The 25,999-nt window shown below is 69.8% G+C and carries 23 protein-coding genes; 12 read left to right on the plus strand and 11 right to left on the minus strand.

Annotated features, from left to right (window positions below; translation table 11 throughout):
• Positions 1–83: 83 nt before the first annotated feature.
• The 12 genes from ACWPXE_RS21460 to ACWPXE_RS21515 all read left to right on the plus strand — a co-directional run bounded on the left by ACWPXE_RS21460 (position 84) and on the right by ACWPXE_RS21515 (position 16,049).
• Complete coding sequence (locus tag ACWPXE_RS21460; protein WP_454019405.1) at positions 84–2,060, plus strand: GumC family protein; 1,977 nt, start codon at positions 84–86, stop codon at positions 2,058–2,060.
• The gene (locus tag ACWPXE_RS21465; RefSeq protein WP_237907010.1) at positions 2,051–2,791 is read left to right on the plus strand and encodes a polysaccharide biosynthesis/export family protein; all 741 of its coding nucleotides are present in this window, start codon (positions 2,051–2,053) and stop codon (positions 2,789–2,791) included. Before ACWPXE_RS21460 ends, ACWPXE_RS21465 begins: the two co-directional genes overlap by 10 nt.
• Positions 2,788–3,600, plus strand: coding sequence for a WecB/TagA/CpsF family glycosyltransferase (locus ACWPXE_RS21470; RefSeq protein WP_454019406.1), 813 nt, complete (start codon positions 2,788–2,790; stop codon positions 3,598–3,600). Before ACWPXE_RS21465 ends, ACWPXE_RS21470 begins: the two co-directional genes overlap by 4 nt.
• Entirely contained in the window at positions 3,597–4,919 is a 1,323-nt protein-coding gene (locus ACWPXE_RS21475) for a hypothetical protein (protein WP_454019407.1), read from the plus strand. The genes ACWPXE_RS21470 and ACWPXE_RS21475 overlap by 4 nt, the downstream gene beginning before the upstream one ends.
• Before the next feature lie 250 nt (positions 4,920–5,169).
• Entirely contained in the window at positions 5,170–6,018 is an 849-nt protein-coding gene (locus ACWPXE_RS21480) for a class I SAM-dependent methyltransferase (protein WP_454019408.1), read from the plus strand.
• A gap of 9 nt (positions 6,019–6,027) precedes the next feature.
• Positions 6,028–7,611: an exopolysaccharide biosynthesis polyprenyl glycosylphosphotransferase gene (locus tag ACWPXE_RS21485; RefSeq protein ID WP_454019409.1), complete on the plus strand. Its 1,584-nt coding sequence runs from the start codon at positions 6,028–6,030 to the stop codon at positions 7,609–7,611.
• A 38-nt stretch (positions 7,612–7,649) separates the two neighbouring features.
• Positions 7,650–8,591, plus strand: coding sequence for a glycosyl hydrolase family 18 protein (locus tag ACWPXE_RS21490; protein ID WP_454019410.1), 942 nt, complete (start codon positions 7,650–7,652; stop codon positions 8,589–8,591).
• A gap of 200 nt (positions 8,592–8,791) precedes the next feature.
• The gene (locus ACWPXE_RS21495) at positions 8,792–9,298 is read left to right on the plus strand and encodes a sigma-70 family RNA polymerase sigma factor (RefSeq protein WP_454019411.1); all 507 of its coding nucleotides are present in this window, start codon (positions 8,792–8,794) and stop codon (positions 9,296–9,298) included.
• On the plus strand, positions 9,298–10,245 hold the full coding sequence (locus ACWPXE_RS21500) for a FecR family protein (RefSeq protein ID WP_454019412.1): 948 nt from the start codon (positions 9,298–9,300) through the stop codon (positions 10,243–10,245). Before ACWPXE_RS21495 ends, ACWPXE_RS21500 begins: the two co-directional genes overlap by 1 nt.
• A gap of 112 nt (positions 10,246–10,357) precedes the next feature.
• Complete coding sequence (locus ACWPXE_RS21505) at positions 10,358–12,868, plus strand: TonB-dependent siderophore receptor (RefSeq protein WP_454019413.1); 2,511 nt, start codon at positions 10,358–10,360, stop codon at positions 12,866–12,868.
• Complete coding sequence (locus ACWPXE_RS21510) at positions 12,868–14,115, plus strand: efflux RND transporter periplasmic adaptor subunit (protein ID WP_454019414.1); 1,248 nt, start codon at positions 12,868–12,870, stop codon at positions 14,113–14,115. The genes ACWPXE_RS21505 and ACWPXE_RS21510 overlap by 1 nt, the downstream gene beginning before the upstream one ends.
• Positions 14,112–16,049 (plus strand): MacB family efflux pump subunit, encoded by a 1,938-nt coding sequence (locus ACWPXE_RS21515; RefSeq protein ID WP_454019415.1) that lies wholly within the window; start codon positions 14,112–14,114, stop codon positions 16,047–16,049. The genes ACWPXE_RS21510 and ACWPXE_RS21515 overlap by 4 nt, the downstream gene beginning before the upstream one ends.
• Positions 16,050–16,392: 343 nt before the next feature.
• Here the strand turns inward: ACWPXE_RS21515 and ACWPXE_RS21520 are convergent, their stop codons facing one another.
• The 11 genes from ACWPXE_RS21520 to ACWPXE_RS21570 form a co-directional block, all read right to left on the minus strand.
• A complete protein-coding gene (locus ACWPXE_RS21520; protein WP_014199022.1) occupies positions 16,393–16,740 on the minus strand; it encodes a RidA family protein in 348 nt (115 codons plus the stop codon).
• Positions 16,741–16,797: 57 nt separating this feature from the next.
• Positions 16,798–17,577 (minus strand): transporter substrate-binding domain-containing protein, encoded by a 780-nt coding sequence (locus ACWPXE_RS21525; RefSeq protein ID WP_454019416.1) that lies wholly within the window; start codon positions 17,575–17,577, stop codon positions 16,798–16,800.
• A 35-nt stretch (positions 17,578–17,612) separates the two neighbouring features.
• A complete protein-coding gene (locus ACWPXE_RS21530) occupies positions 17,613–17,975 on the minus strand; it encodes a RidA family protein (RefSeq protein ID WP_035680295.1) in 363 nt (120 codons plus the stop codon).
• Between the two features lie 38 nt (positions 17,976–18,013).
• Positions 18,014–19,141, minus strand: coding sequence for an NAD(P)/FAD-dependent oxidoreductase (locus ACWPXE_RS21535; protein ID WP_454019417.1), 1,128 nt, complete (start codon positions 19,139–19,141; stop codon positions 18,014–18,016).
• A gap of 17 nt (positions 19,142–19,158) precedes the next feature.
• Entirely contained in the window at positions 19,159–20,577 is a 1,419-nt protein-coding gene (locus ACWPXE_RS21540; RefSeq protein WP_454019418.1) for an FAD/NAD(P)-dependent oxidoreductase, read from the minus strand.
• On the minus strand, positions 20,574–20,870 hold the full coding sequence (locus tag ACWPXE_RS21545; RefSeq protein WP_014199018.1) for a (2Fe-2S)-binding protein: 297 nt from the start codon (positions 20,868–20,870) through the stop codon (positions 20,574–20,576). The genes ACWPXE_RS21540 and ACWPXE_RS21545 overlap by 4 nt, the downstream gene beginning before the upstream one ends.
• Positions 20,851–21,984 (minus strand): NAD(P)/FAD-dependent oxidoreductase, encoded by a 1,134-nt coding sequence (locus tag ACWPXE_RS21550; RefSeq protein WP_454019419.1) that lies wholly within the window; start codon positions 21,982–21,984, stop codon positions 20,851–20,853. Before ACWPXE_RS21550 ends, ACWPXE_RS21545 begins: the two co-directional genes overlap by 20 nt.
• An 8-nt stretch (positions 21,985–21,992) precedes the next feature.
• Entirely contained in the window at positions 21,993–22,793 is an 801-nt protein-coding gene (locus ACWPXE_RS21555; RefSeq protein WP_040137502.1) for an ABC transporter permease, read from the minus strand.
• Positions 22,790–23,725, minus strand: coding sequence for an ABC transporter permease (locus ACWPXE_RS21560; protein ID WP_454019420.1), 936 nt, complete (start codon positions 23,723–23,725; stop codon positions 22,790–22,792). Before ACWPXE_RS21560 ends, ACWPXE_RS21555 begins: the two co-directional genes overlap by 4 nt.
• Entirely contained in the window at positions 23,722–24,765 is a 1,044-nt protein-coding gene (locus ACWPXE_RS21565; protein WP_454019421.1) for an ABC transporter ATP-binding protein, read from the minus strand. Before ACWPXE_RS21565 ends, ACWPXE_RS21560 begins: the two co-directional genes overlap by 4 nt.
• 67 nt (positions 24,766–24,832) lie before the next feature.
• On the minus strand, positions 24,833–25,867 hold the full coding sequence (locus ACWPXE_RS21570) for an ABC transporter substrate-binding protein (RefSeq protein ID WP_454019422.1): 1,035 nt from the start codon (positions 25,865–25,867) through the stop codon (positions 24,833–24,835).
• Between the last annotated feature and the right edge of the window lie 132 nt (positions 25,868–25,999).

Below are 25,999 nucleotides of genomic sequence, written 5' to 3' on the forward strand. Positions count from 1 at the left end.
TGATTGTCGTTCTTCTTTCAATCATTGCCGGACTGACCGCCGCCACCTATGCGCGCACGCGCTACGCCGCGGAAAGTCTCGTCATGATGATGATCGACCGCGCGCATGCGGGGATCAGCGACGTGGCCGGGACCCTGCCCTCCATCCTGTCGATCGACGGGCTGAAGTCGGTGGACAGCGAGATCCGCATCCTGGAAAGCCGCCGGGTGATCGAGGACACGCTGAGCGCGCTGGGCCCCGTCACCCTGTTCCCGGAAATCGCGCGCCCGCGCCTCTTTGGCCTTCTGCCCGCCGACAGCCCGCAGGACCAGCTCGAAAAGGCCATCGACAAGTTCAAGCGCCGCCTTCAGGTGGAGCAGCAATCCTCCTCTAACATCGTGCGCCTCAGCTTCAGCCACGAGGACCCGGACCTCGCCGCGGACACCGTCAACGCACTGGCCGACGCCTACCTGAAGCGCCGCCGCGCGATCTTCGACATCCCGCGCTCGCCCTTCCTCGCCTCCGAACTGGCGCGCCACTCCGACCAGCTGAAGAGCCTCGAGGGGCAGATCCAGGCGCTGAAGTCCGAGTACGACATCGTCGATCTCGGGCAGGAAAGCCTGCTCGCCGCCAACCAGGTGGACAGCATCGTGCAGCGCCGCCGGCAGACCCAGGAGCGCCAGGCAGCCCTCCAGGCGGAGGTCACGGCGGCCAAGAAGCGGCTCGCCGCCCTGCCGGAGCGGGTGTTCGACTTCCGGGAGCAGAGCAACCAGACCCAGAACGACGACGACCGCAACGTGCTGCTCCGCCTGGAGCTGGAGCGCGACCGGATGGCCTCGCAGTTCCTGCCGGACTACCCGCCCCTCCAGGAGCTGGAGCGGAAGATCCGGACGGTCCGGCAGTCGATGAAGGGCGGCGACAAGCCGGTCTACAACACCACGCGCGAGGTCCGCAACCCGTCCATCCCCTTCCTGAACAACCATCTGCTGACGCTGGAGATCGAGCAGGACGCGGTGGCCCGGCAGCTCGACGAGCTGAACCGCCAGCACACGGTGGCGGTGGAGAAGGTCGGGCGCCTGCGCAAGGCGGAAAGCGAGCTGCGCGACCTGGAGCGCACGCGCGGCGTGATGGAGGACATCTATCGCGACTACGCCCAGCGCACCGAGGCCGCCCGCGCCGAGGAGGAGGCCGCCAAGGTGCGCTTCTCCAACGTCCGCGTCGTGCAGCCGGCGGTGGCCCCGGCGACCGGGACGAGCATGGCGCCGAGCTTCATCATCGCCGGTCTGGTCGGCGGCATCCTGCTGGGCGGGGCGGCGGGCGTGCTGGCGACATGGCTGCGCCAGGTCTACATCCTGCCGCACGAGATCGAGCGCGACCTGGGCGTCCCGGCCATCGCCAGCTTCTCCGACACCGACGGCGAGCTGGTGTCCCCCGGCGCCCAGCAGGAGCTGATCCATCTGGCCGCGCAGCTGCGCGACCATGGCCTGGACGACCAGCCGATGGCCCTGATCCAGTTCGTCACCGCCAACGACGGCGACGGCGACGCCATCGTGGCGCGCGGGCTGGCGCTGGAATTCGCCAAGGGACGGGGCCTGCGGACGCTGGTCATCGACCTCTGCGGCGACGGCACCGGCCAGCTGGCGGCGATCAACGCGGGTGCAGACGGCGAGGCGGACGGCGGAGCCGGCGAGCGGCTGCCGACCATCGAGCCGCAGGGCACCGGCGACCTCGAAGCGCTGCCCTCCGCCGTGCCGTTGCTCTGGGTGTCGCGGCAGGCGACGGGTTCGGCGCTGGGCAGCCTGCGCACCCCCATCGCCCAGTCGCGCCAGATGCTGGAGCGGCTGAATCAACGCTTTGACATCATTTTGATTCTGTCGCCGCCGATCGGGAACAGCCATCTTGCCCGCCGGCTGTCGCCGATGGTGGATGCGAACATCCTGGTCGCCCGCGCCGAGCACACCCGTGCGCCGGTCGCCGCCCGGATGCGCGACTCCATCCTCGCGTCCGGCGGCGACATCGTCGGCTTGGTGCTGACCGGCCGGCACTTCCACATTCCCCAGGTGATCTACCGATGGCTGTGATGCGGATGGCCGCGATGCGGGGCTTCCTGTTGGCGGCGTTGCTGGCGCTCGGCGCGTGCACCGGCCAGTCGTTGACTCCAAAGGAGGCGATGCCCGAGGGCTTCGCCCGCTGGGAGGACTCCACCCCGCCCTACCGGCTGGGTCCGGGCGACCGCTTCCAGGTCAAGTTCATGCTCGCCCCCGACATGGACGAGGAGGTGATGATCGGTCCCGACGGCTCCGCCGGACTGCGCATGGCCGGGCAGGTCGACGCCGCCGGGCTGACGCCGGGCGAGCTGGCCACCGTGGTCGAGACGCGCGCGCGGCGCTGGATGCGCGCCCCGCAGGTCAGCATCGGGCTGAAGGAGACCCCGTCGAACCGCGCCTACATCGGCGGCGCCGTCGCCCGCCCCGGCACCTACCTGCTGAACGGCCGCATCGGCGTGATGGAGGTGATCATGCTGGCCGGCGGCTTCGACCGCGAGGCGCGGTACGAGGAGGTGGTGCTGATCCGCCGCAACCCCGAGAACAAGCCGATGCTGCGCACCATCGACACCCGCCGGTTCATCGAGACCGGGGCAGCGGTCGGCGACGTGCCGCTGGTCGCCGGCGACATCCTGTTCGTGCCGCGCAGCTCCATCGCCGAGACCGGCCTGTGGGTCGAGCAGTTCATCAACCGCGTCGTCCCGTTCGAGCGCACGTTCAACTACACGATCAGCCGTCAAACCGGCGCGATCACGACCTTCCCATGACGACGCCCCAGACCGAACCGGGGCGGGAGCACCCCACGGACACCGTGTTCGGGGTCGCCATCACCCGCCTCGACGTGGCCGGCGCCGCCCAGGCCATCGCCGCGCGGGCACCGGAGGCCTCCTTCGCCTATGTCGTGACGCCGAACGCGCAGCATGTGGTGCGGCTTCACCGCGGCGGCGACGCCCAGTTCCGCGCCGCCTACGACGGCGCGTGGCTGCGGCTGTGCGACAGCCAGATCATGCGGCACCTGTCCCGCCGGCTGTTCCGCAAGCCGCTGCCCAGCGCCAGCGGCAGCGACCTTACCGCCCACCTGTTCGCGCACGTCATTACACCGGACGATACCGTCACGGTGATCGGCGGCAACGACGAGCTGGAGCGCCGCCTGCGCGACCGCTTCGGCCTGACCCGGCTGGTCCGGCACGAGCCGCCAATGGGCTTCTCCGCCGACCCGCGTGAGGTCGAGCGCTGCGTCCGCTTCGTGCTGGACCACCCGGCCCGCTTCGTCTTCCTGGCGGTCGGCGCGCCGCAGTCGGAGTGCCTGGCGCTGGCCATCCGGAACACCGGACAGGCCACCGGCGTCGGGCTGTGCGTCGGCAGTTCGCTTCTGTTCGTGACGGGACTGGTCGAACGCGCGCCGCCGCTGTTCCGCCGCTTCGCCCTGGAATGGCTGTACCGGCTGGGCCAGAACCCGCGCGGCCACGCCCGGCGGGTCTTCGTGGACTCCCTGCCGCTGCTCGGCATCGCGCTGTCGGCCTGGTGGTCGGAGCAGCGGGGTCAAGCGCGCCCGAAGCCGGCGGCGCGCCCATGATCGTCGAGCTGGGAGCCCGGCAGCGCGGCCGCATCCTGTCGCCCGTCCGGGTGGCGGCGCCCCGCCGTCCCCAGCCCCGCTCCCTGACGGTGATGATCCTGCTGGCGGCGCTGCCCCTGTTCGGGCAGAGCTTCCATTATCTGGTCGATATCCCGCCGCTTTACGCCCTGTCGAAAAGCTGGCCGGTCCTGACCCTCCCGCTCGCCGTCTACGCGTTGGCGCAGATCGAGCTGCCGTTCAAGTCGCTGTGCATCGCCCTGCTCGCCTACCTCGTGGCGATCACCCCGGCGGTGTCCATGGTCCAGCTCGGCAACGGGCTGACCGATGCGATGGCGACCACGGTCAAGGTCTGGCCCTTCGCCTACTACTTTTCCCTTGCCGCCCTTCTGACGCTGCTGCGCCCGACGCTGCCGCAGGTGCGCGGCGCGCTGATCGCGCTCGGCGCCGGCACCTTCGTCATCATGCTCGCTTTGTGGCTGGTTCTCCCGCCGGAGGCCTACGCCACCGACCCGCTGAAGAGCAAGCTGCTGATGTACGACGTCGAGCGCGGCCCGCGCATCTTCATGCCGATGTTCTTCGGCGTGCTGTTCCTCTTCTACCTGTCCCGGCGGTTCTGCGCGTCCCGGGAATGGTGGACCATTCCGCTGCTGCTGATCGGGCTGCTGCTGATGGTCCTGATCTACAAGCAGCGCACGGCTCTGGGCAGCGTGGTCCTGGTGGTCGGCTTCGCCATGATCACCTCGGCGCGCGGCTGGTGGCGGATCCTGGCGGTCGGCATGGCCCTGCTGACGACCGTCGCCCTGGCCGCCGTCTACAGCGCGGACCTCGCCAGCCGGGCCGAGCAGATGCTCGGCGCCTCCCTGTCGATCCGGCAGAACTCCATCATCCTGGCGCTCGACTTCCTGGAGGTGACGCCGTTGCGTTGGTTGCTGGGGGTGGGCGCCGTCACCCGCTTCAGCAACGTGACCCTGGCGGACATCCTGGGCAACAACCAATTCTATCTCGCCGACATCGGCTGGATCGGCATCGTCTTCGAATACGGCGTCATCGGCGCGGTGCTGATCGCAGCCTTCTACGTCGCGGCGCTGCGCAGCGCCCGCAAGGCCGCCACCGGCGACGATCCCATGACCCAGGCGCTGGGCGATTACGTCCTGTTCGCCCTGGCGACCTCCACCATCTATTCGGTCGTCTTCACGCCCGGCGAGGTCGCCAGCGTGATGGCGCTCGCCCTCTACTGGCGCAACGCCCGCCGGCAGGCCGGCGCCCAGCACCCCCTTCACTCACCGAAACGGCCGGTCTTCGGCATGGGAAGAGCATGACCGCCGTCTCCGCATCCCCTGCCTTGTTCCGCTGTCTGATCGCCATGCATGGCGGGAATCCCCAATCATGAGCATGACCAATGAACCGCAAGGCACGCGCAACAGGATCATCACGCTACGCCTCTCCGGAAATCTTCAAAATGCGACAGAATTGCGAAATCCGGTTGTGACTCTTTGTCGAAATTTATCGCCCCAGCGTCGCCAATGCTGGCTTAAGCCATTTTAAATAGTGTGATAGTAAGAGGTCACCATGTCGCCTCAACCCCCAATAGCATTTTCGTCGCCGCTGCACCGCTATGTGCATGGCGGCCATCGCCGTGTGGACGGCTGGCTGTCGAGCCTGGATGCCAACCTGATCGCCACGGTCGGAGTCTGGCAGAGCGCCCAGGGCGTGGTGGGGAGCGTCGGCGAGATCGGCGTCCATCACGGACGGCTGTTCATCCTGCTGGCGCTGGTGCGCCAAGCCGGTGAGCGGGCCTTCGCCATCGATCTGTTCGACGACCAGCAATTCAACGTCGACCAGTCTGGGCAAGGCGACGAGACGGCCTTCCGCGCCAACCTCGTCCGCTTCGGAATCGAACCGGCGTCGGTCGAGGTCGTCAAGGGCAACTCGACGACTCTCGCCTGGACCGGCCTCGCCGGCCGGCTGGGCCCCGCGGTCCGCCTGTTCAGCATCGACGGCGGCCACACCGCCGACATCACGCGCCACGACCTGGGCATTGCCGACGACAGCCTGGGCGACGGCGGGGTGATCGTCCTCGACGACTACTTCAACCCGGAATTCCCCGCCGTGTCCGAGGGCATGTGCCGCTTCATGGCCGAACGGTCGGGAGTCCTGGCGCCCTTCGCCATCGGCGACAACAAGCTGCTTCTGGCACGCCCCGACTGGGCGGAGCGCTACCGCGCCATGCTGGTCGGTGCGATGGCTTCGCGCCATTACGTGCGCGACACCGAGTTGTTCGGGCAGTCCGTCACCGTGTTCCGCACGCCGCGGACGCCGATGCAGTTCATCCGGCAGACCGGTCTGACCCGCCGGCTTCGCTCCCATCCGCTGGGGCAGGCGTTGAAGCCGATCATCCGCCGCTTCGTGCAGGGGTAAGAGACCGCCATGCGCGACGACGTGCAGGTCCGTTTTCCGGCTGAGGAGCGAAGCGCCGTTCCGGACCCTGCCGCGTCGCCGCCGGCCGCTGCGCCAGATGTCGAGCCAGAGGGTGCGCCGGACAGCGCACCACCCCCCGGCGATTTCGCCGGTGCACGGGATGGCTGGCTGCACTGGACGCATGGACTGGTCAATCGGCTGGTGAAGGGGGCGGACGGGTTCCTTCTGGCGCTTGCCGGCCTGGGCGCCTGGGCCACCTGGGCCGCCCGGACGGACGAGACGTCGCTTGACGACGGCCGCCTGCTCATCCAGGCGGTCATCTTCACGGCCGTCACGCTGGGCGTCTATCTGCGCACCATGACCACCATCGGCGCCTACCGTGTCGAAAACTACCGGCACTGGGGGAAGTCGCTGTTGGACGTGGTCGGAGGCCTGCTGCCGGCCGGCACTGTCCTCTCCCTGCTCGTCTGGGCCTTCCTGCCGGAGGTCGGTCCGTCGGACATGCTCGCACTGTGGGGTGGGACGGCGCTCGCCTGTCTCGGGCTGGGCCGTGTGGTGGCGGCGCAGGGCGTGCGCCTTCTGGAGGAGCGCGGGGTGCTGCGCCGCCGGGTCGTCATCCTGGGCGCAACCGACGTCGCGGAGCGGATGATCGCGCATCTGGCCCTGCCGGAACACCGGGCGAACTACAGCATCCTCGGCCTGTTCGACGACCGTGACAGCGGCCGCCGGCCAGCGTCCCTTGCCGGCCTCCCGGTGTCCGGCGACCTGACGGACTTCAAGCGCTTCCTGCCGGACAACCGCGTGGACATGGCCGTCATCGCCCTGCCCTGGCGGGCGGCGATGCGCATCCACAGCCTGCGCATGCAGCTTCAGATGATCTCCCTCGACATCCTGATCCCGCTGGACGAGGAGAGCATCCGGCTGCGGCTCGCCAACCTGCGGCACATCGGCGGCATCCCGGCCCTGCTGGTGATGCGGCAGCCGTTGCGCGGCATGCAGATCATCGTGAAGCGGATCGAGGACGTCGTCGTCGCGGGCCTCGGCCTGCTCGTCGCCTCGCCCTTCATGCTGGCCGCGGCCATCGCGGTCCGCCTGGACTCGCCGGGGCCGATCATCTTCCGGCAGACCCGCGTGGGCTTCAACAACCGCCCCTTCACGATGCTGAAGTTCCGCACGATGAAGGTGGACGACAGCGACGACGGCGCCGTCGGCACCAGCCGCGACAACCCGCGCATCACCCGCGTCGGCCGCTTTCTCCGCCGGACGAGCATCGACGAGCTTCCCCAACTCTTCAACGTGCTGGCCGGCGACATGTCGGTGGTCGGCCCGCGCGCCCATGTCCCGAACATGCGGGTCGGCAACCAGCGCTACGCCGAGGTGGCGCGCGAATACGCGGCGCGCAGCCGCGTCAAGCCGGGGATCACCGGCTGGGCCCAGATCAACGGCATGCGCGGCGGCATCCATACGGTCGAGAAGGCGCGCGTCGGGGTTGACATGGACATCCACTATATCGAGAACTGGTCGCTATGGCTCGATGCGAAAATCATCATCAGCACCGTGACCACCGGCCTGTTCGGGCGCGACGTGTTCTAGGCGCCCTGGCCTTCGCCGTCGGGCTGCTGGCGGGTGGCATGGCGGACGCGAAAGCGGACGGGCTGCCGGCGCGCCCCCTGCTCGTCTATCACGACAGCTGGTACGAGCGCCCGGCCACCGGCCCGGCCGCGACGACGCTGGCGACGCTCCCCGGCTACATGAATCTGGTCGCCCTGTCCTTCGTCCGGCCGGACGCCGCCTATCCCGGCCGCCTCGACCTCAAGGGGACCGGGCTGCAATACGGCTTTTCCGGCACGGTGCTGAGGGACGCCATCACGCTTCTGAAGCAGCGCCAGCCGGACACCCGCGTGCTGCTCGCCGTCGGCGGGGCCAACTACGCCAATTGGGACGCGCTGAATCTCGACGCGCTGGTGCGGCTGGCCCACGATCTCGGGGTCGACGGGATCGATCTGGATTTCGAGCCGGTGTCCCCCGGCTGCTCCGTCCGGGGGCGGGTGCGCTGCCTGTCCGACTCGGCCTGGCTGGATCTGGTCGCGCGCTTTCGCGAAGCCTTCCCGCGCCCCCTGCTGCTAACCGTGCCGGGCTGGAGCATCGGGGCCTATGGCGAAGGCGCGTTCCGGGACGCCCAGCCGCGCGGCCCCCACACCGGGTCGATCCTCAACCTTCTGCGTTCCCCGCAGGCGGCGGCGATCGACCTCGTCTCCATCATGGCCTACGAGGCCGGCCCGACCTTCGATCCCTGGCAGGCCTGGCAGGCTTACCGGCAGGTCTGGAAGGGGCCGCTCGCCCTCGGCGTCCAGGTGCCGCCGAGCCAGCTCGGCGGGCCGACCTACACGGTGCCGCTGGCGGAGCAGCTCGCGCGGAACGTCGCTCAGGACCCGCAGGGCGGCATGATGCTCTACCCGCTGCTGGGGCGTCCGCCCGGCGCGGTCGGTCCGGACAATCCGGACGGCCGCCTGTTGTCCCAAGCGCTGTGCCGCGGGTTGGGTCTCGACGGCTGCGCCGAGGCGCTGCGCTGACAGGCCCCAAGCGGGACGACCGATGCCGCGTGCTTTCGCACAGGCACGGGGCGTCCTGACTTTCAGACGATCGTCGCGCCCCATTCCCTCACCTGTCCTCATCAAAGATATTTTCCCGGGCCGATGTATTGATTGCGAATGATTCGCATTCGTGCTTAGGAGTGGGCTGCGAGGTTTTGGGAACGGATGTCGTCCACGTCATGGCTGAAAGAGACCGGTCTTCCCTGCTGGGTCTGCTGCTCGACCATTATGAAGAGATGACCGGCCATCTGGCCCGGCGCCTGGGGTCGCTGTGCCTCGCCGAGGACGTCGTGCAGGACACCTATCTGCGGCTGCGCAGCCTGACCGCCCTGCCGGAGATCGACAATCCGCGCTCCTACCTGTACCGCATGGCCGACAACATCGCGCTCGACCGGATGCGTGCGGAGACCCGCCGGGGGCGGCGCTTCGCCCCGGCGGAACTGGGGCTCGACCGTCCGCTGGACGAGCCGGACGCCGAGGCGACGCTGGAGCACAAGCAGCGGCTGGAACGGCTGAGCCGGGCGCTGGACGAACTGCCGCCGCGCTGCCGCGAGGTGTTTCTGCTTCACAAATTCGACGGGCTGAGCCATGCCGACATCGCCGCGCGCCTCGGCATCTCGCGCAGCATGGTGGAGAAGCATGTCATGAAGGCCCTGGCCCACTGCCGCGACCGGCTGGCGCTCTGATGGAGCGCGAGCGCGATCAACCGGACTTACCGGACGACCCGCAGGACGCCGCCCTGGCGTGGTTCGTGCGTCTGGAATCCGGCGACGCCGACGCGGCGGACCGCCGGGCCTTTCACGCCTGGCTGGCGCGGGACCCGGCCCACCGCCGCGAATACGACCGGCTGGCCGGGCTGTGGGGCGATCTGGACCGGGTGGCCGATCCGCGCAAGGAACGCCGTGCCGCGCCGACGCGGCGCCGTTTCCTGGCGTTCGGCGCCGTCGGCGGGGCGGCGGCCTGCGCCGCGGCGCTGGGCGGAGCGGTCGTCCTGACCGGCTGGCCGGGCGACCTGAAGACCGGAATCGGCGAGCGGCGGACGGTGGCGCTGGACGACGGCTCGGTCCTCACCCTGGACGCCGACAGCGCGCTGTCCATCGACTTCAACGCCGCGGAGCGGCGCGTCCGATTGACCGGGGGCCGGGCGCATTTCCTCACCGCTCCCGACCCGGGGCGCCCCTTCGTCGTCGCCTGCGCCAACGGGCGCGTCACCACCGCCAACGCCAGCTTCGTGGTGCACCGCTGCCTGGACTCCGTGGTGGTGGCGGTGGAAGCCGGCACGGCCAGCCTGACCACCGGAATGGAGCCTCCCCTTCCCGTCGCCGCCGGGCAAAGCCGGCCCTACGGCCCCGAGGGTCCCGGCCCGTTGCTGAGCCAGGGCGTGGCGGTGGAGAACGCGTGGCGGCACGGCCGTCTGGTCTTCCAGGGACAGCCGCTCGACGCGGTGATTGCCGATCTCAACCGCTACCACCCCGCCCGCATCGTGCTGTGGGACCGTCCGCTCGCCGGCCTGCGCTTCGACGGCAGCGTGGACATCAGCCGGCCGGACGCCGCCCTGAACGCCATTCTCCGCACGCTTCCCTTGCGCACGCTGCGTCCCGTTCCCGGCTTGGTCATCATCCGTTCCGTCTAGCCGGTTCGTATCAAATTTTTTCCAAATCAGGGTGAGGTGGTTTCCACCGGACAACGTCGTGACTTGCATACGCGAAAATGCAACTCATTCGCAAAATGACGGGGTCTTGGTGATGATCGATGTTGGGGGGCGCCTGCTGCGGGGGCAGACGGCGCGCGGGAACAAGGTGTGGGGGAACAAGGTGCGGACCGGTTGGGCTCCGGCGTTGCTGGGCATGCTGCTGGCATCGACCGCGCTGCACGGCGCCATGGCAGCACCCGTGGCGCCCCATGAGGCGCCTGTGCAGGTGGCCCAGCAGGGCCGGACCGTCAGCTTCGCCATCGCCGCCGGGCCGCTGCCGGGTGTGCTCGCCGCCTACGGGCAGGCCACCGGCTTCCAGGTGCTCTATCCCTCCGACATCGCGCAGGGCGTTTCCTCGCCGGGGGTGACCGGCACGCTGGCGCCGCAGGACGCGCTGATCCGCCTGCTGGCCGGCACCGGCCTGATCGCGCGCTTCGTCGATCCCGACACAGTGACGCTGGAGAAGCTGCCGGCCCAGGCCGGCGGTGCGGCGGTGCTCGACCCGGTGACCGTCCAAGGCGGGCTGTCCCGCGATCCGGGCCGCAGCGAGGGCACCGGGTCCTACACCACCGGATCGACCGACAGCGCCACCAAGCTGAACCTGTCCCCGCGCGAGACGCCGCAGTCGGTCAGCGTGATGACTCGCCAGCGCATGGACGACCAGGGCCTGAACGAGATCCGCGACGTGCTCAACCAGACGGTCGGCGTGTCGCGGATGCAGCGCGGTGCGATGGGCAGCGACGGAGACGAGGTCTACGCGCGCGGCTTCCCGGTGACCAATTATCAGGTGAACGGCATCCCGCGCTCGACCGTGTACGGGTTCGACGACTCCATTTCCGACATGGCGGTGTTCGACCGGGTCGAGGTGGTGCGCGGCGCGACTGGCCTTCTGAACGGCGTCGGCGAGCCGTCGGCCTCGGTCAATCTGGTCCGCAAGCGCCCGACCCCGACCCTCCAGGGCTACGCCGAGGGGCAGATCGGGTCCTGGGAACGCTACCGCGGCGAGGCCGACCTGTCGGGTCCGCTGACCGAGAACGGCCGCCTGCGCGGGCGCGTCGTCGGCGCCTATCAGGACAACAACAGCTTCATCGACCGCCTGCACGGGCGCAAGAAGGTGCTCTATGGCATCCTGGAGGCCGACGTCACCGACGACACCACCTGGACGGTCGGCGTCGAGTACCAGAAGCATCGCTCCGACGACGCCTCCAACGCCGGCTTCCCGCTGTTCTACAGCGACGGGACGAAGACGAACCTTCCCCGCTCCTACAACAGCGGCGCCCGCTGGGCCTACCACATGCACGACAACCTGACGGTCTTCAGCGAGCTGAAGCATCGCTTCGGGGACGGCTGGACGGCGACGCTGAACGTGGAGCGCAGCAACCGCGAGTATGACAGCCTGCTCGGCTTCGGCACCAACGGCGACCTGAACCGGGACGGCACCGGCATGGGCGTCTGGGCGGGCCGCTGGAATTCGGACCTGGAACAGACCACGGTCAGCGCCGACGTGAACGGCGGCTTCGACCTGTTCGGGCGGCGGCATGACGTGATGGCCGGGGTCAGCGGCTACTACGCCAAGCGCGAGGGGCTCGACCACCCGCTCTGGAGGATCCCCGGCTACGATCCCTCGATCGGCAACTACTTCACCTGGAACGGCAGCATCGCCCAGCCGACGCTCAACCCGACCGGCCGGTCGCAGACCGACGAGCGGCAGATGGCCGCCTACGCCGCCACCCGCCTGCGCCCGACCGACGCCCTGTCGGTCATCCTCGGCAGCCGCATCAGCCGGTGGGAGCAGACCGAGAAGAGCAGCCCGAACGCGGGGGCTGGAAGCTACAGCAAGCGGTCGGAGAACGGCGTGCTCACGCCCTACGCCGGCGTCGTGCTCGACCTGACCGACATCTGGTCGGTCTACGCCAGCTACACCAGCATCTTCAAGCCGCAGAACTACAAGGACGTCAGCGGCCAGTCCCTCGACCCGCTGGACGGGAATGCCTACGAGGCCGGCGTGAAGGCGGAGTTCTTCGGCGGCGCCCTGAACGCCAGCGCCGCGGTGTTCCTGATTCAGCAGGACAATCTGGGCGAGGTCGATCCCGGCCGCTTCGCTCCGGACGGCACGCAGGCCTACCGGGCGGTGAAGGGTGCGGAAAGCAAGGGCTTCGAGCTGGAAGTCGCCGGCGAGGTGATGACCGGCTGGCAGGTCGGCGGCGGCTACAGCCACACCTCGATCAAGAACGCCGACGGCCAGCGGATGATGACCTATGTGCCGCGCGACACCTTCAAGCTGTTCAGCACCTACCGCCTGCCGGGCGCCTGGGACCGCCTGACGGTGGGCGGCAATGTTCGGTGGGAAGGCGACGTCTACAACGGCACCGGCGCCGAGCGCTACGACCGCGACGGCTACGCGGTGGTCGATCTGATGGCGCGCTATCAGATCACCGACACGGTGTCGGCCACGCTGAACGTCAACAACCTGTTCGACAAGAAGTATCTGAGCAACATCGACGTCTCCGGCTATTACGGCGAGCCGCGCAACGTCCTGCTGTCCCTGCGGGCGACGTGGTGATGACGGGGCGGCGGTCGGCGGCCTCCGGCTCCCGGCGCGGTGTCCGCCGCGGCCTCGCCGCCGCCGCGCTGGTGCTCGGCGGGCTGGCCTCCGCCGCCCTGCTGCGCCCCGGCGACCCCGCCGCCTCGGCGGAGGTGGCGGTGGTCGGCCGCGGCACGGTCGAGGACACGGTGACGGCGCTCGGCAAGATCCAGCCGCGCGCGTACGTCGATGTCGGCGCCCAGGTGTCCGGCCAATTGACGCGGCTGCACGTGACGGTCGGGCAGATGGTCCGCGAGGGCGATCTGCTGGCCGAGATCGACCCCGCCCTGCAACAGGCCAAGGTCGAGGCCGGGCGCGCCGAGCGCGCCCGCCTGACCGCCCTGCTGGCCGAGCAGCGGGCGCGCGCCGAATTCGCCGAGGCCCAGCTTGCCCGTCAGGCGGCGCTGCGGCGCAGCGGGTCGGGGCGCGGCGAGGCCTACGACCAGGCCCGCATGGAGGCGCGCATCGCCGCCGCCCAGGTCGAGGCCACCCAGGCGCAGATCCGCCAGACGGACTCGACCCTCCAGGCCGACGAGGCCCAGTTCGGCTACACCCGCATCTACGCGCCAATGAGCGGCACGCTGATCGCGGTGGACGCCCGCCAGGGCCAGACCATCAATTCCGCCTACGAGGCGCCGGTCCTGATGCGGATCGCCGACCTGTCGGCGATGACCGTGTGGACCCAGGTGTCGGAAGCCGACGTGACGCGGCTGACGGACGGCATGCCGCTCTACTTCACCACGCTCGGCCATCCGGGACGGCGCTGGACCGCGCGCCTGCATGAGATTCTGCCAGCACCGCCGAAGCCGCCCGCCTCGGGAAACGGCGGCTCGTCCGCGTCCGGGGGCGGCGGAGCGGCCAACAGCGTCGTGCTCTACACCGCGCTGTTCGAGATCGCCAACGACCGGGGGGAGCTGCGCCCGGACATGACCGCCCAGGTCTTCTTCGTGGCCGCCGCAGCCAAGGACGCCGTCACCGTTCCGGTCGCCGCCCTGACCCCGGCCACCCCGACCCCGGCCGCCTTGACACCGTCCGACGAGGCGACGGAACGGCACCGCGTGACGCTGATCGGCAGCGGCGGTGCCATCGAGACGCGCGAGGTCCGCGTCGGGGTGCGCGACCGCTTCAACGCCCAGATCCTGGAGGGGCTGGCCGAAGGCGAGCGGATCGTGGTCGGCTGGAAAACCGACGACGGCCGCCCGCCCAAGATCGGGTTCCGGCTGTGAGCGGCTCGCTTCTCGTCCTGGAGGACATCCGCAAGACCTACATCAGCGGTGGCGGCTTGGCGGTCGAGGTGCTGCGCGGCGTCTCCCTGACCGTCGAGGCGGGGGAGTTCGTTGCCATCGTCGGCAGCTCCGGCTCCGGCAAATCGACGCTGATGAACATCCTCGGCGGGCTCGACCGTCCGACCTCCGGGCGCTACCGCGTCGACGGGCGCGACGTGACGGCGCTGGAGGGCGACGAGCGGGCGGCGCTGCGGCGGGACGGGTTCGGCTTCGTTTTCCAGCACTACCATCTGATCCCCGGCACGACGGCGCAGGAGAATGTCGAGATGCCGGGCCGCTATGCGGGCCTGCCCGCCGCGCTGCGCGAAGGCCGCGCCGTGGAGTTGCTCGGCCGCCTGGGGCTGGAGGAGCGGCGCCATCACCGCCCCAACCAGCTTTCGGGCGGCCAGCAACAGCGCGTGTCGATCGCGCGGGCGCTGATGAACGACGCCCCGGTGATCCTGGCCGACGAGCCGACCGGTGCTTTGGACAGCGCCAGCGGGGCGGAGGTGGTGGCGCTGCTGCGCGAGCTGTCCGCCGCCGGGCGCACGGTGATCCTCATCACCCACGACCGCAAGGTGGCGGAGGCCGCCGGCCGGGTGATCGAAATGCGCGACGGCCGCATCGTCGCCGACAGCGGCCGCCCGGCCCCGTCACCGGCGGACCCCTCCCCTGCCCCGGCGGAGCGCGAGGCCGCCGGCGCCTCCCTGTGGACCGACGCGGCGGAAGCCCTGTCGGCGGCGCTGCGGTCGCTGGGGGCCAACGGATTCCGCACGGCGCTGACCCTGCTCGGCATCGTCATCGGCGTGGCGTCCGTGATCGCCCTGCTCGCCATCGGCGAGGGCGCCAAGCAGGCGGTGATGGCGCGGGTCGGCGCGCTGGGGGTGAATCTGGTCTTCGTCGTGGCGGGCAGCGGTGACCCCCGCCTGCCGGTCACGCCGCTGACCGAGGCGGACGGCGAAGCCATCCTGCAATTGCCCAACGTCGAGAGCGTGATGCCCTACCTCGACACGCCGGTGATGGTCCGCCATGGCAACATCGACCACCGGACCGAAGGGCTGGCGACCTCGGCGTCGCTGCCGTTGACGCATCGCTGGCCCGTCGCTGAGGGGGCCTTCTTCACCCGCGCCGACGAGCGGGCCGGGGCGGCGGTGGCGGTTCTCGGCCACGGCGTCGCCGAACGGCTGTTCCCGCGCGGAGAGTCGCCACTGGGCAAGCATGTGCTGGTGAACAACATTCCCTTCCTGGTGACCGGCGTGATGGCGAAGAAGGGCGACCTGACCGGCAGCCAGAGCACCGACGACTGGGTGTTCGTGCCCCTGTCCACGGGCGTGCAACGCCTGATCGGCAAGCCGGACCTGCAACTGATCCTGGTCTCCGTTCACGATGTGGGGCGGATCGCGCGGACCCGCGACGCCATCAAGGCCCTGCTCTCCGAGCGTCACGGCCAGGAGGATTTCCAGATCCACGACGGGACCGCGCGCATCCAGGCGGCGGCGGAGACCCAGGACACCATGACGCTGCTGCTCGGCTGCGCCGCGGTCATCACGCTGCTGGTCGGCGGCATCGGGGTCATGAACATCATGCTGGTCAGCGTGACCGAGCGGACCCGCGAGATCGGCATCCGCATGGCCGTCGGCGCCCGCGCCGCCGACATCGAACGGCAATTCCTGATGGAGGCGGCGCTGGTGGCGGGATTGGGCGGGTTGGTCGGGGTCGCGCTGGGCCTGGCTGGCGGCGCGGTCATCGGGCTGCTGGCGATGCCGGTGGTCTTCACCGCGACCGCGATCGCCGGGGCGGCGGCCTCCGCCGTGCTGACCGGCATGGTCTTCGGCCTGATCCCCGCCCGCCGGGCGGCGCGGCTCGACCCGGTGGTGGCGCTGGCGAGCGACTAGGTTCTGCCGCCGAGCGCGGAGTGCAGACACCGTCTGCGCCGTCAACCCATTCTGGTCGGTCATTCCGTGGATTTGCCCCACCGACCCGCATTTTGGCGGCAAGTATCAGACAGTCGGATAGATGAAACGCCGGAAACGTCTCCTTCGCGATTATGAAGCCCGCATCGACGTCTCCGGCGGCATGAAACAGCTCGCTATGGCGAGCCTGCCACTGAACAGGTTGTCAAACCGTCTCTGAGCGAAGGGGTTCGGGACGAGCCGCGCAAGCTGATCAAATACAACCACTTGGCTTTCAACTTTCTGAACTTCGCACGCGTTCCCGCCCCCCTGCCCCAGGCCGCCGTCAGACGGCCGCCGTCACCACAACCTCGATCAGGATCGACGGGTCGCCCAGGTCGGCAACGCCGATGGTGGCGCGGGCCGGCAGGTCGTCGCCGTTCAGCCACTCCAGCCACGCGGCGTTCATGCCGTCCTTGGCCTTCATGTCGGTGATGAAGAGCTGGGCGGACAGCAGCTTCGTCTTGTCGGTGCCGGCCATGGCGAGCACGGCGTCGAGCTTCCGGCAAATCTGGGCGGTCTGCTCCTGCATGCCGACGCTGACGTCGTCGGCGATGATGCCGCCGAGGAAGGCGATGCCGTTGCTGACAACGACGCGGTGCATGATCTTGGTCTTCTCAACGCGCTTGATCACGAGAACTCTCCCGGTTTTGGTTGGTATCGGTGGGGGTGTTGGTCAGGGGGTGCTTTGTCACGGAGTGACGGTGAAATCGACGTATTTGGCGGCGATGCGGGCCAGCGTGCCGTCCTGCACGACCGACGCGATGGCGGCGTCGAAGGCGGCCTTGAGGTCCGCGTCCTCCTTGCGCAGGCCGACGCCCACGCCGGGGCCGAACACCTCGGCGTCGACCAGCGGCTTGCCGACGAGTTGGAGCGACTTCGAGGCGTCGGCCTTCACCCAGTCGGACGCGGTGGCTCCGGTGGTGATGGCGGCGTCGATGCGCCCGCTCTTCAGGTCGGCCAGCAGGTTCGACGCGGTGTCGTAGTTCTTCAGCGAGACGGTCTTGCCGAAGTGCTTCTCGACATAGCGGTAATGGGTGGTCGAGGTCTGGGCGCCGACCGACTTGCCGGCCAGGGTGGCCTCGGTTCCGTCGATGCCGCCGCCGGTGGCCGCCACGAAATAGGCCGGGACGACCATGTAGGGGACGGAGAAGGCGATGGCCTTCGCGCGCTCCGGCGTGATGTTCATGGTCGCCATGATCGCGTCGTAGCGGCGCGACAGCAGACCGGGGATGATGCCGTCCCAATCCTGGGCGACCAGGGTGCAGCGCCGCTTCATGCGTTCGCACAGCGCGTTGGCCAGCTCCACCTCCAGCCCGCCGAGCGTGCCGTCGGGGGCGGTCATGTTGAAGGGCGGGTAGGCGCCCTCCGTCGCGATGCGCAGGGGCGGGGCGTCGGCGCGCGCGTCCGAGGGAACGGCCGCCGCGAGGGCGCACAGGCCCATCGCCAGCCCGAGGGCCAGACGTTTCATGGAAAACTCCGGTTTGGTGGGTCGGTAAGGGCCGGTCAGAGGGCGGCGATCACCTGGATCTCGACCAGCAGGTCGGGGTCGGCGAGCTTGGCCTCGACGGTGGCGCGGGCCGGAGCGTTGGCCCGGTCCACCCAGGCGTCCCACGCCGCGTTCATCGCCGCGAAGCCGGCCATGTCGGCGAGATAGACGGTGGCGGTCAGCAGCCGGCTCTTGTCGGTGCCGGCGCGCTCCAGCAGAACGTCGATCTGGCGCAGCACGTCGCGGGTCTGCGCCGTCACGTCGTGGGTCACGCCGCCCATGGCCTCGAAATCGGCGATCTGGCCGCACAGATAGACGGTGCCGTTATGAACGACCATCTCGCTCATCCGCGGGCCGCAATCGAAACGCTGAATCGTCAAAACACGGGTCTCCTCAAAAGGCCGCTCCGCCGGAGCGGTCAGGCGGCGGCCGCCGTGTGGCGGAATCGCTGGATGCGGAAGGCGTCGATGGGCAGGTCGCTCGCCCCACGGGTGATGAGGTCGGCGGTGATCCGCCCGACGATCGGGCCGAGCTGGAAGCCGTGGGCGGAGAAACCGAAGGCGTGGAACACCCCCTCCTCCGTGCCGCTGGGGCCGATCACCGGGATGTCGTCAGGCATCCGCGCCTCGATCCCCGCCCAGGAGCGGACGACGGTGGCGCTGCGCATGATCGGGAACAGGTCCCACACCGTGCGGGCGTTGGTGGTGACGTTGGCGAAGTCCAGGTCCGTCCGGTTCTCGTCGCGGTAGGCGCGGCCCAGCAGCCCGCCGCCGATCAGCACGGTCCCGTTGGGAAACTGCTTGAAGGACAGGGTGCGGCCCGTCGCCCCGACCACCGGCTTCAGGAAAGGCGGCACGCGGGCGGTGATCATCAGCATGGGCGCGATGACCTCCAGCGGCACCGGTTCGCCGAACTGGGCGGCCAGCCGGTCGGCCCAGGCCCCGGCGCAGTTCACCAGCACCGGTGCCTCGTGCGCCACGCCGTCCGCCGTCTCCACCCGCCAGTTGCGTCCCGAGCGGGCGACCCGCGCCACCGCCGCCCCCTCGTGGAAGCGGGCGCCCAGGCTCTCCGCCTTGCGCTTGAAGGCGAAGGTGGTGCGGTAGGGGATGGCCGCCCCGTCGCGGCGCGACACCAGGGCGCCGAGGCAATGCTCCGCGATGGACGGGACGAGGCGGCGCAGCTCCGCCTGATCCACCACCTCCTCGTGCGTGAAGCCGAGTGCGGCGAGCTGGGCCGCCCGCTCGCGGCAGGAGTCCAGCTCCGCCTCGGTTTCCGCGACCTTGAGCTGGCCGTGGCTTTCGAAGCCGCAGTCGTCGTCCACGAGATCGCGGATGCCGTGCCACAGCGCCATCGAGGCGACGGACAGCGGCACCTCCGCAACGTGGCGGCCGAGCTGGCGCACCCCGCCGGCGTTCACGCCGGAGGCGTGGCGGCCGATGTGGTCCTTCTCCAGCACCAGCGCCCGGACCCCGCGCAGGGCGAGGTGCAGCGCGGTGGAGCAGCCGTGCAGGCCGCCCCCGACGATGATGACGTCCGGCTCCGCCATGGCGTCCCCCTGCCCCGTCAGTGGTGCATCACGGCGGCCACCTCGTCCTCGGCCTTGGGCAGCGAGGCGAGTTCGGCCAGCGTGATCGGCTTCACCGGCGGGCGCAGCCGGTAGTAGCCGACCTCCGCCGGGGAGACGCCGCGGGCGTCGGCGATGACCTCGACCACGGTCGGGCCGCACAGCCGTCCCTGGCACGGCCCCATGCCGCAGCGCAGGAAGGACTTGGTCTGGTTCGGCCCGCTGACCCCCAGCTTCACGGCGTCGCGCACCTGCCCCGCCGTCACCTCCTCGCAGCGGCAGACGATGGTGTCGTCGGCGGGCACGCGGAAATCCTGGCCCGGCCGGTAGAGCGCGTCGAGGAAATCGCGGCCGCGCAGCGCCCGGTCCAGCGCCTCGCGGTGCGGGGCGGCGTCGCGGTCGCGGGTGGCGCGGTCGATGGCGCCCAGCCGGTGCAGGGCGTCCAGCGCCGTCAGCCGGCCGCGGTGCTCCGCCGCCAGCGCGCCGCCGATGCCGGCCCCGTCGCCGGCGATGGAGACACCTTCCACCGACGTGGCGCCCCAGCCGTCGACGTCCGGCACCCAACAGCGCTGCGCTTCGTCCCAGGACTGGGCGCAGCCGATGGCGTTGGCGAGGTTGATGTTGGGGATCACCCCGTGGTGCAGGAGGAGCGTGTCCGCCGGAAGGCGCTGCTCGGCGCCGTTCCCCTGGCGATAAACGACCGTCTGCACCCGCCCGTCGCCCTCGGCGCGCAGGGCGGAGACGTTGCCGATCACCTTGACCTTGCGCCGGACCTCCAGCAGCAGCTTCAGCCCCTTGCCGACATAGCCGGAGCGGGCGAAGGCCGACAGGTGCGGCATGGCCTGTCGCCAGTTCTCCCGCGGCGTGGTATCGAGGATCGCGTCGATGCGCGCGCCGGCCCGCAGATACTGCCAGGCGAGCAGCCAGAGCAGCGGCCCGCTGCCGGCCATGACCACGCCGCCCGAGGCGACGAGGCCGGAGGTCTTCAGCAGGATCTGCGCCGCTCCCGCCCCCATCACGCCGGGCAACGTCCATCCGGGAACCGGGAAGGGCCGCTCCAGCGCGCCGGTCGCCAGGATGACGTGCCGCGCCGGCAGGATGCGCGCCGCACCATCGCGCGACAGGCCGATGTCGAGCGTGCGCGAGACGCTCCACACCGCGGTGCCGGGCATATAGTCGGCGCCGCTGTCGCGGAACGGCCCGACCAGATCGGCGCCGTGCCAGTAGTCGGTCCCGAGCACGCTGGGATTCTTGACCGGCGAGCGGGTGATGGCGCGGTAGATCTGGCCGCCGGGGGCCGCCTGCTCGTCGAGCAGGACGGTGGACAGGCCGCGCGTGGCGGCCAGCGTGGCGGCGGCGAGGCCGGCCGGGCCGGCGCCGATCACCGCCAGATCGTAACGAGGCTTCAGGTCGGTCACCGCTCGATCTCCCGCTTGCCGTTCTGGGTTTCCACCCGCATGCCGGGGCGCACGCGGATCTGGCAGCCCTGCTGGTTGCCGGTGCCGTCGATGGTCACCAGACAGTCGAAGCACACGCCCATCATGCAGTAGGGGCCGCGCGGGGCGCCGGACACCGGGGTGGTCCGGCAGGCGCCGACCCCGTTGGCGATCAGGGCGGCGGCGACGCTGTCGCCGGACAGCGCCTCGGCCGGGCGGCCGTCGATGGTGAAGGAGACGCGCTCTCCGCCCGCGTCAGGCAACCGCTGGAACATGGAACCTCCGGGCGCTGAAGGCCGAGAACTCGTCGGGCAGGGTGCCGGCGGCGATGTGCGGCGCCAGCGCCAAAGCGTGGTTGGCGGCGAGCGTCACGCCGCTGTGGCAGGTCGCGACGAAGGCGCCGGGCATGGTGATGGACTGCTCGTAGATCGGGAAGCCGTCCGGGGTCAGCACGCGCAGCGCCGCCCAGGTCCGCACCACGTTCAGTTTGCCGAGCAGCGGGAAGATGCGCAGCGCGCGGTCGGCGATGGTCGAGGTGACGCCGTTGCGCACCGTGGTGTCGAGCCCGGCATCCTCGAAGCTGTCGCCGATCATCACCCCGCCCTCGTCGGTCTGGCGGATGAAGCCGACCGGAAACTTCAGGAAGGGGGCGGTCTTCTCCGTCACGATGATGTGGCCGCGCTCCGGCCGCACCGGGGCGTCCAGCCCGACCATGGGGGCCAGCCGGCGGGCGTCGTGGCCCGCGGCGATGACCACCTTGCCCGACCGAACCTCGTCGCCTGAGGCGGTGACCATGCGGAATCCGCCGTCGCGCGGCTCGATCCGCTCCACCCGGTGGTGCGGACGATAGGAGACCCCGGAGAGGCTCATCCCGCTGTGCAGCGCGCGCAGCAGTTTCAGCGAGTTGCAATGGCCGTCGAGCGGGCAGTAGCTCGCCCCGATCACGTCCTTGCCGATGAAGGGCATCTCCTTCGCCACGGCGGCGCGGTCCATCATCTCGTAGTCGTAGCGGACGACGTTCGGCTGGTTGTGCAGGCGGCGGAGCTGGCCGGCGCGCCGCTCCATCTCCTCCTCCGACAGCAGGGGCAGGAAGCCGCCCGGCCGGCGGTAGCACACGTCGATCCCGGTCTGCTCCTGAAGCCGCTCGGCGAAACCGGTCCAGCTGTCGGAGGACATCTTGGTCCAGCCGGCGTATTCCGGCAGCCCCAGCCCCTTGCCCTGCACCCAGACCAGGGCGAAGTTGCCGCGCGACGGGCGGACGGCGACGTCCCCCTCGTCGAGGACGGCGACCGTCTGCCCCTGCTGGGCGAGGCCCCAGGCGATGGCCGACCCGACCAGCCCACCGCCGATCACGGCGACGTCCCAGTCGGACCTCGTTCTCTCGGTCATGGTGACGCTCACTCCTGTCCGCGGCCGACCAGCAGCCGCTCAAGCCCGTAGAGCCGGTCGAGCACCAGCATCGCCGCCACTGTCATGAAGATCAGCGAGGCGGACACCGCGGCGACCAGAGGGTCGATGTTGTCCTGGATGTAGAGGAAGAGACGGACCGGCAGCGTCGTCGTCTCGGGCGAGGCGATGAAGACGGTCATCGTCACCTCGTCGAAGCTGTTGATGAAGGCCAGCACCCAGCCGCTCGCCACGCCCGGCAGGATCAGCGGCAGCGTCACCCGCCGGAAGGTCGTCCAGGAGGTGGCGCCGAGCGAGGCCGCGGCGTTCTCGATGGAGCGGTCCATGCCGGTGGAGGCCGCCAGGATCAGCCGCAGCGCGAAGGGCAGGATGATGACGACATGGCTCAGCACCAGCCCGGCGAAGGTGCCGCCCAGCCCGATCTGCGTGAAGAAGCGCAGGAAGGCGATGCCCAGCACGATGTGCGGCACCATCAGCGGCGACAGGAACAGCGCCGTGATCGCCTCGCGCCCGCGGAACTGGTGGCGGGCGATGGCCAGCGCCGCCGGGACCGAGAAGGCCACCGCGATGGTGGAGCTGACCGCCCCCAGCAGCAGGCTGTCGCGGAAGGCCCGGGCGAATTCCGGGTTGTCGCCGATGGCCTTGAACCAGCGCAGCGACAGCCCCTCGGTCGGCAGAGACAGATAGCCCTGCGAGGTGAAGGCGACCACGCAGACGACCAGGATCGGCGCCAGCAGGAAGGCCAGGAACAGCGTGTGGAAGACGAGCGCGACGGGGCCGTTGCGGTTCATTCGAACACCTGCTTGTAGCGACGTTCGACCAGCCGGTTGCAGCCGACGATGATCACGATGTTGGCGAGCAGAAGAAGCATCGCGATGGCGGCGCCCAGCGGCCAGTTCAGCGTGTTCAGGAACTCGTCGTAGGCCAGCGTCGCCGCCACCTTCAGCCGCCGCCCGCCGATGATCGCCGGGGTGGCGAAGGCGCTGGCGGCCAGCGCGAAGACGATGATCGAGCCCGACAGGATGCCCGGCACCACCTGCGGCAGCACCACCCGGCGCAGCACGGTGAAGGGCTTGGCCCCCAGCGACAGCGCGGCGTTCTCGACCTGCGGGTCCAGCCGCTGCAGCGACGCCCAGACCGACAGCACCATGAAGGGCACCAGCACATGGGTCAGGGCGATGATGACGCCGGTTTCGGTGTACATGAACTCGATCGGCGTCGCGATCAGCCCGACCGCCATCAGCGCCGTGTTGATGATGCCGGTGGAGCCGAACAGCAGCGCCCAGCCGAGCGTGCGCGACACCACCGAGATCAGCAGCGGCCCCAGGACGATCAGCAGGCACAGGCCGCGCCAGGGCGACCGCATGCGGCGCAGGATGTAAGCCTCCGGCGCGCCGAGCACGGCGCAGAGCAGGGTCACCACCACGGCGATGCGGAAGGTGCGCAGGAAGATTTCGTGAAAATAGTCGTCTGTGACGATGTCGATGTAGTTGCCGAGCTGCCAGACATCCTGGATGCCCGTGTAGAATCCGAAGCTGTTCAGCGACAGCAGCCCGGTCATGACCAGCGGCACCAGCAGCAGCACGGCGAACAGCGCCAGCGCCGGCAGGCTGAGCAGGTAGGGTGCCAGCGGACGCCGCTCCGGCCGCGGCGGCGGGGCATCGGTCGCCGTGTCCGCAACCGGGGTATCGATTAGTGATTTGTGAGCGTCCACGGCGGTCATGCCTCACCCGCCATCACGCGCATGTCCTCCGCCCGCCAGCCGACCATGACCGGCTCGTTTTCCGCCGGCAGGGTCTGGCCGTCGTGCTGGCGGATCACCGTCAGGTCACCGGCCTCCGTGCGGATTTCGAACAGCCATTGGGTGCCCTGGAAGACCCGCGCCCGGACAAGGCCCGGCACGCCGGCGCCGTCCACGAAGCGAACCTTCTCCGGCCGCACGGTCAGCAGGCCGGGGCCGTCCGGCAGCTCCGCCGCGACCGGCCACGCCGTCCCGGCCACATCGATGCGCCGCCCGGCGCCGTCGCGGCGCACCGTGCCCTGGAGCAGGTTGGTGCGGCCGAGGAAGTTGGCGACGAAGGCGCTGGCCGGGTTGTCGTAGGCGTCCTGCGGGGCATCGACCTGCTCCACCCGGCCCTTGTTCATGATGACCACCCGGTCAGACAGGGCCATCGCCTCCGCCTGGTCGTGGGTGACGAGGATCATGGTGGTGCCGACGCTGCGCTGGATGCGCCGCAACTCGATCTGCATCTCCTCGCGCATCTTGGCGTCGAGGTTGGACAGCGGCTCGTCGAGCAGCAGCAGGCTCGGCTTGATGACCATGGCGCGGGCTAGCGCCACGCGCTGCTGCTGGCCGCCGGACATGCGCCGCGGGTAGCGGTCGCCGAAGGCCCCCAGCCCGACGAGCTGGAGGGCGTCGCGCACCATCCGGTCGCGGTCGGCGCGCGGGATGCCGCGCATCTCCAGCCCGAAGGCGACGTTCTCCGCCGCCGTCATGTGGGGGAACAGGGCGTAGCTCTGGAAGACGATGCCGAGCCCGCGCTCGTTGGGCTTCTTGGCCAGCAGGTCGGCGCCGTCCAGCGTGACGCGCCCGGCGCTGGGGTCGAGGAAGCCGGCGATCATCTGGAGCGTCGTGGTCTTGCCGCAGCCCGACGGGCCGAGCAGCGAGACCAGCTCCCCCTTCTCCACCGTCAGGGACAGGTTGTCGACGGCGACCCAGGGGCCGAACCGCTTGGTCAGCCGATCGAGGACTAGGTAAGGCATGGCATCGTCTCCCACCAAGGAGCCTGGAAAATTCCGGCCCGCCGCGGGTGCGGGCCGGAAGCGGCGGTCAGCGCTCGATCTCGCGGGTCCAGCGCTTGTTCCAGGCCTCGCGGTTGGCGTTGATGGTGTCCCAGTCGACCACCAGCAGCTTGCCCATCTGCTCGGGGCCGTAGGGGATGCCCACCTGCTGGTCGGCGGTCAGGGTGACGGTCTTGTTCACCGGGCCGAAGCCGGCGCCGGTCGCCATCACGGTCTGCACCTCCGGCGACAGCATGTGCTGGATGAACTGCTGGGCTTCCGCCGCCTGCTTGCTGCCGGTGATCGCGCAGGCCGCCGAGGCCAGCACGACGCCGCCCTCCTTGGGATAGACGAAGGCGGCGGGGAAGCCGGTGTCGGCCAGCGCCTTGGCGCGGCCCGAGCCCCAGACGGCGACGGTGGCCTGCCCGCTCTGGAACAGCTCGGTCATCTTGCCCGGCGACGGCTCGTAGGCGAGCACGTTCGGGTTCACCTTGTCCTTGAAAGCCTTGAAGCCGGGATCAATGTTCTTCTCGCCGCCGCCGTCGAGCCGCGCCATCATCACCAGCGCGTGCAGGCCGTAGCTGTTGTTGATCGGCGGGACGACCAGCTTCTTGCGGAACTTGGCGTCCTCGATGTCCTTCCAGGAGGCGGGGGCGGCCCAGCCGTTCTCGTCGAAGACCTTCTTGTTGTAGACGATGCCGGTGCCGACCGCGCCGACGCTGACCGCCTTGCCCGACGGGATCTTCGCCAGATCGTAGAGATCGTCGTAGACCGGCGCCTTGGCGATGTCGGCGCAGAAGCCCAGCGCCACCGCCTGATACATCGGCCCGTCGTCCAGGATCACCACGTCGATCTGCTGGTTCCCCTTCTGGGCCTGGAGCTTAGCGAGGTTGTCGGTGGAATTGCCGGCGACATACTCGACCTTCATGCCCGTCTTGCTCTCGAAGGCCGGGATGATGTCCTTGCGCATGGTCTGCTCGAAGGACCCGCCATAGGCGGCGACATACAGGGTCTTCTGCTGCGCCTGCGCGGCGCCACACCCCAGGGCGGCGGTTGCCATCAGGCCGTACACCAACGCTCGCATCTGTCCCTCTCCTGTTCCGGTTCGTTTCGCCGCGGTTGCGCGTTTTGTCGCACCCCCGGAGCGTCGCGCCCCTCTGGCATAATCGTCAAATCGAATTGTTTGTGGTGTCTATAACCGAATGTTATGCTGCAA

Source organism: Azospirillum sp. Marseille-Q6669, assembly GCF_965111635.1.

Coding starts and splice junctions, on each gene's coding strand:
- ACWPXE_RS21460 (WP_454019405.1), top strand. CDS start 84: ATGATGATGATCGACCGCGCGCATGCGGGGATCAGCGACGTGGCCGGG.
- ACWPXE_RS21465 (WP_237907010.1), top strand. CDS start 2,051: ATGGCTGTGATGCGGATGGCCGCGATGCGGGGCTTCCTGTTGGCGGCG.
- ACWPXE_RS21470 (WP_454019406.1), top strand. CDS start 2,788: ATGACGACGCCCCAGACCGAACCGGGGCGGGAGCACCCCACGGACACC.
- ACWPXE_RS21475 (WP_454019407.1), top strand. CDS start 3,597: ATGATCGTCGAGCTGGGAGCCCGGCAGCGCGGCCGCATCCTGTCGCCC.
- ACWPXE_RS21480 (WP_454019408.1), top strand. CDS start 5,170: ATGTCGCCTCAACCCCCAATAGCATTTTCGTCGCCGCTGCACCGCTAT.
- ACWPXE_RS21485 (WP_454019409.1), top strand. CDS start 6,028: ATGCGCGACGACGTGCAGGTCCGTTTTCCGGCTGAGGAGCGAAGCGCC.
- ACWPXE_RS21490 (WP_454019410.1), top strand. CDS start 7,650: ATGGCGGACGCGAAAGCGGACGGGCTGCCGGCGCGCCCCCTGCTCGTC.
- ACWPXE_RS21495 (WP_454019411.1), top strand. CDS start 8,792: ATGGCTGAAAGAGACCGGTCTTCCCTGCTGGGTCTGCTGCTCGACCAT.
- ACWPXE_RS21500 (WP_454019412.1), top strand. CDS start 9,298: ATGGAGCGCGAGCGCGATCAACCGGACTTACCGGACGACCCGCAGGAC.
- ACWPXE_RS21505 (WP_454019413.1), top strand. CDS start 10,358: ATGATCGATGTTGGGGGGCGCCTGCTGCGGGGGCAGACGGCGCGCGGG.
- ACWPXE_RS21510 (WP_454019414.1), top strand. CDS start 12,868: ATGACGGGGCGGCGGTCGGCGGCCTCCGGCTCCCGGCGCGGTGTCCGC.
- ACWPXE_RS21525 (WP_454019416.1), bottom strand. CDS start 17,577: ATGAAACGTCTGGCCCTCGGGCTGGCGATGGGCCTGTGCGCCCTCGCG.
- ACWPXE_RS21535 (WP_454019417.1), bottom strand. CDS start 19,141: ATGGCGGAGCCGGACGTCATCATCGTCGGGGGCGGCCTGCACGGCTGC.
- ACWPXE_RS21545 (WP_014199018.1), bottom strand. CDS start 20,870: ATGTTCCAGCGGTTGCCTGACGCGGGCGGAGAGCGCGTCTCCTTCACC.
- ACWPXE_RS21550 (WP_454019419.1), bottom strand. CDS start 21,984: ATGACCGAGAGAACGAGGTCCGACTGGGACGTCGCCGTGATCGGCGGT.
- ACWPXE_RS21555 (WP_040137502.1), bottom strand. CDS start 22,793: ATGAACCGCAACGGCCCCGTCGCGCTCGTCTTCCACACGCTGTTCCTG.
- ACWPXE_RS21560 (WP_454019420.1), bottom strand. CDS start 23,725: ATGACCGCCGTGGACGCTCACAAATCACTAATCGATACCCCGGTTGCG.
- ACWPXE_RS21565 (WP_454019421.1), bottom strand. CDS start 24,765: ATGCCTTACCTAGTCCTCGATCGGCTGACCAAGCGGTTCGGCCCCTGG.
- ACWPXE_RS21570 (WP_454019422.1), bottom strand. CDS start 25,867: ATGCGAGCGTTGGTGTACGGCCTGATGGCAACCGCCGCCCTGGGGTGT.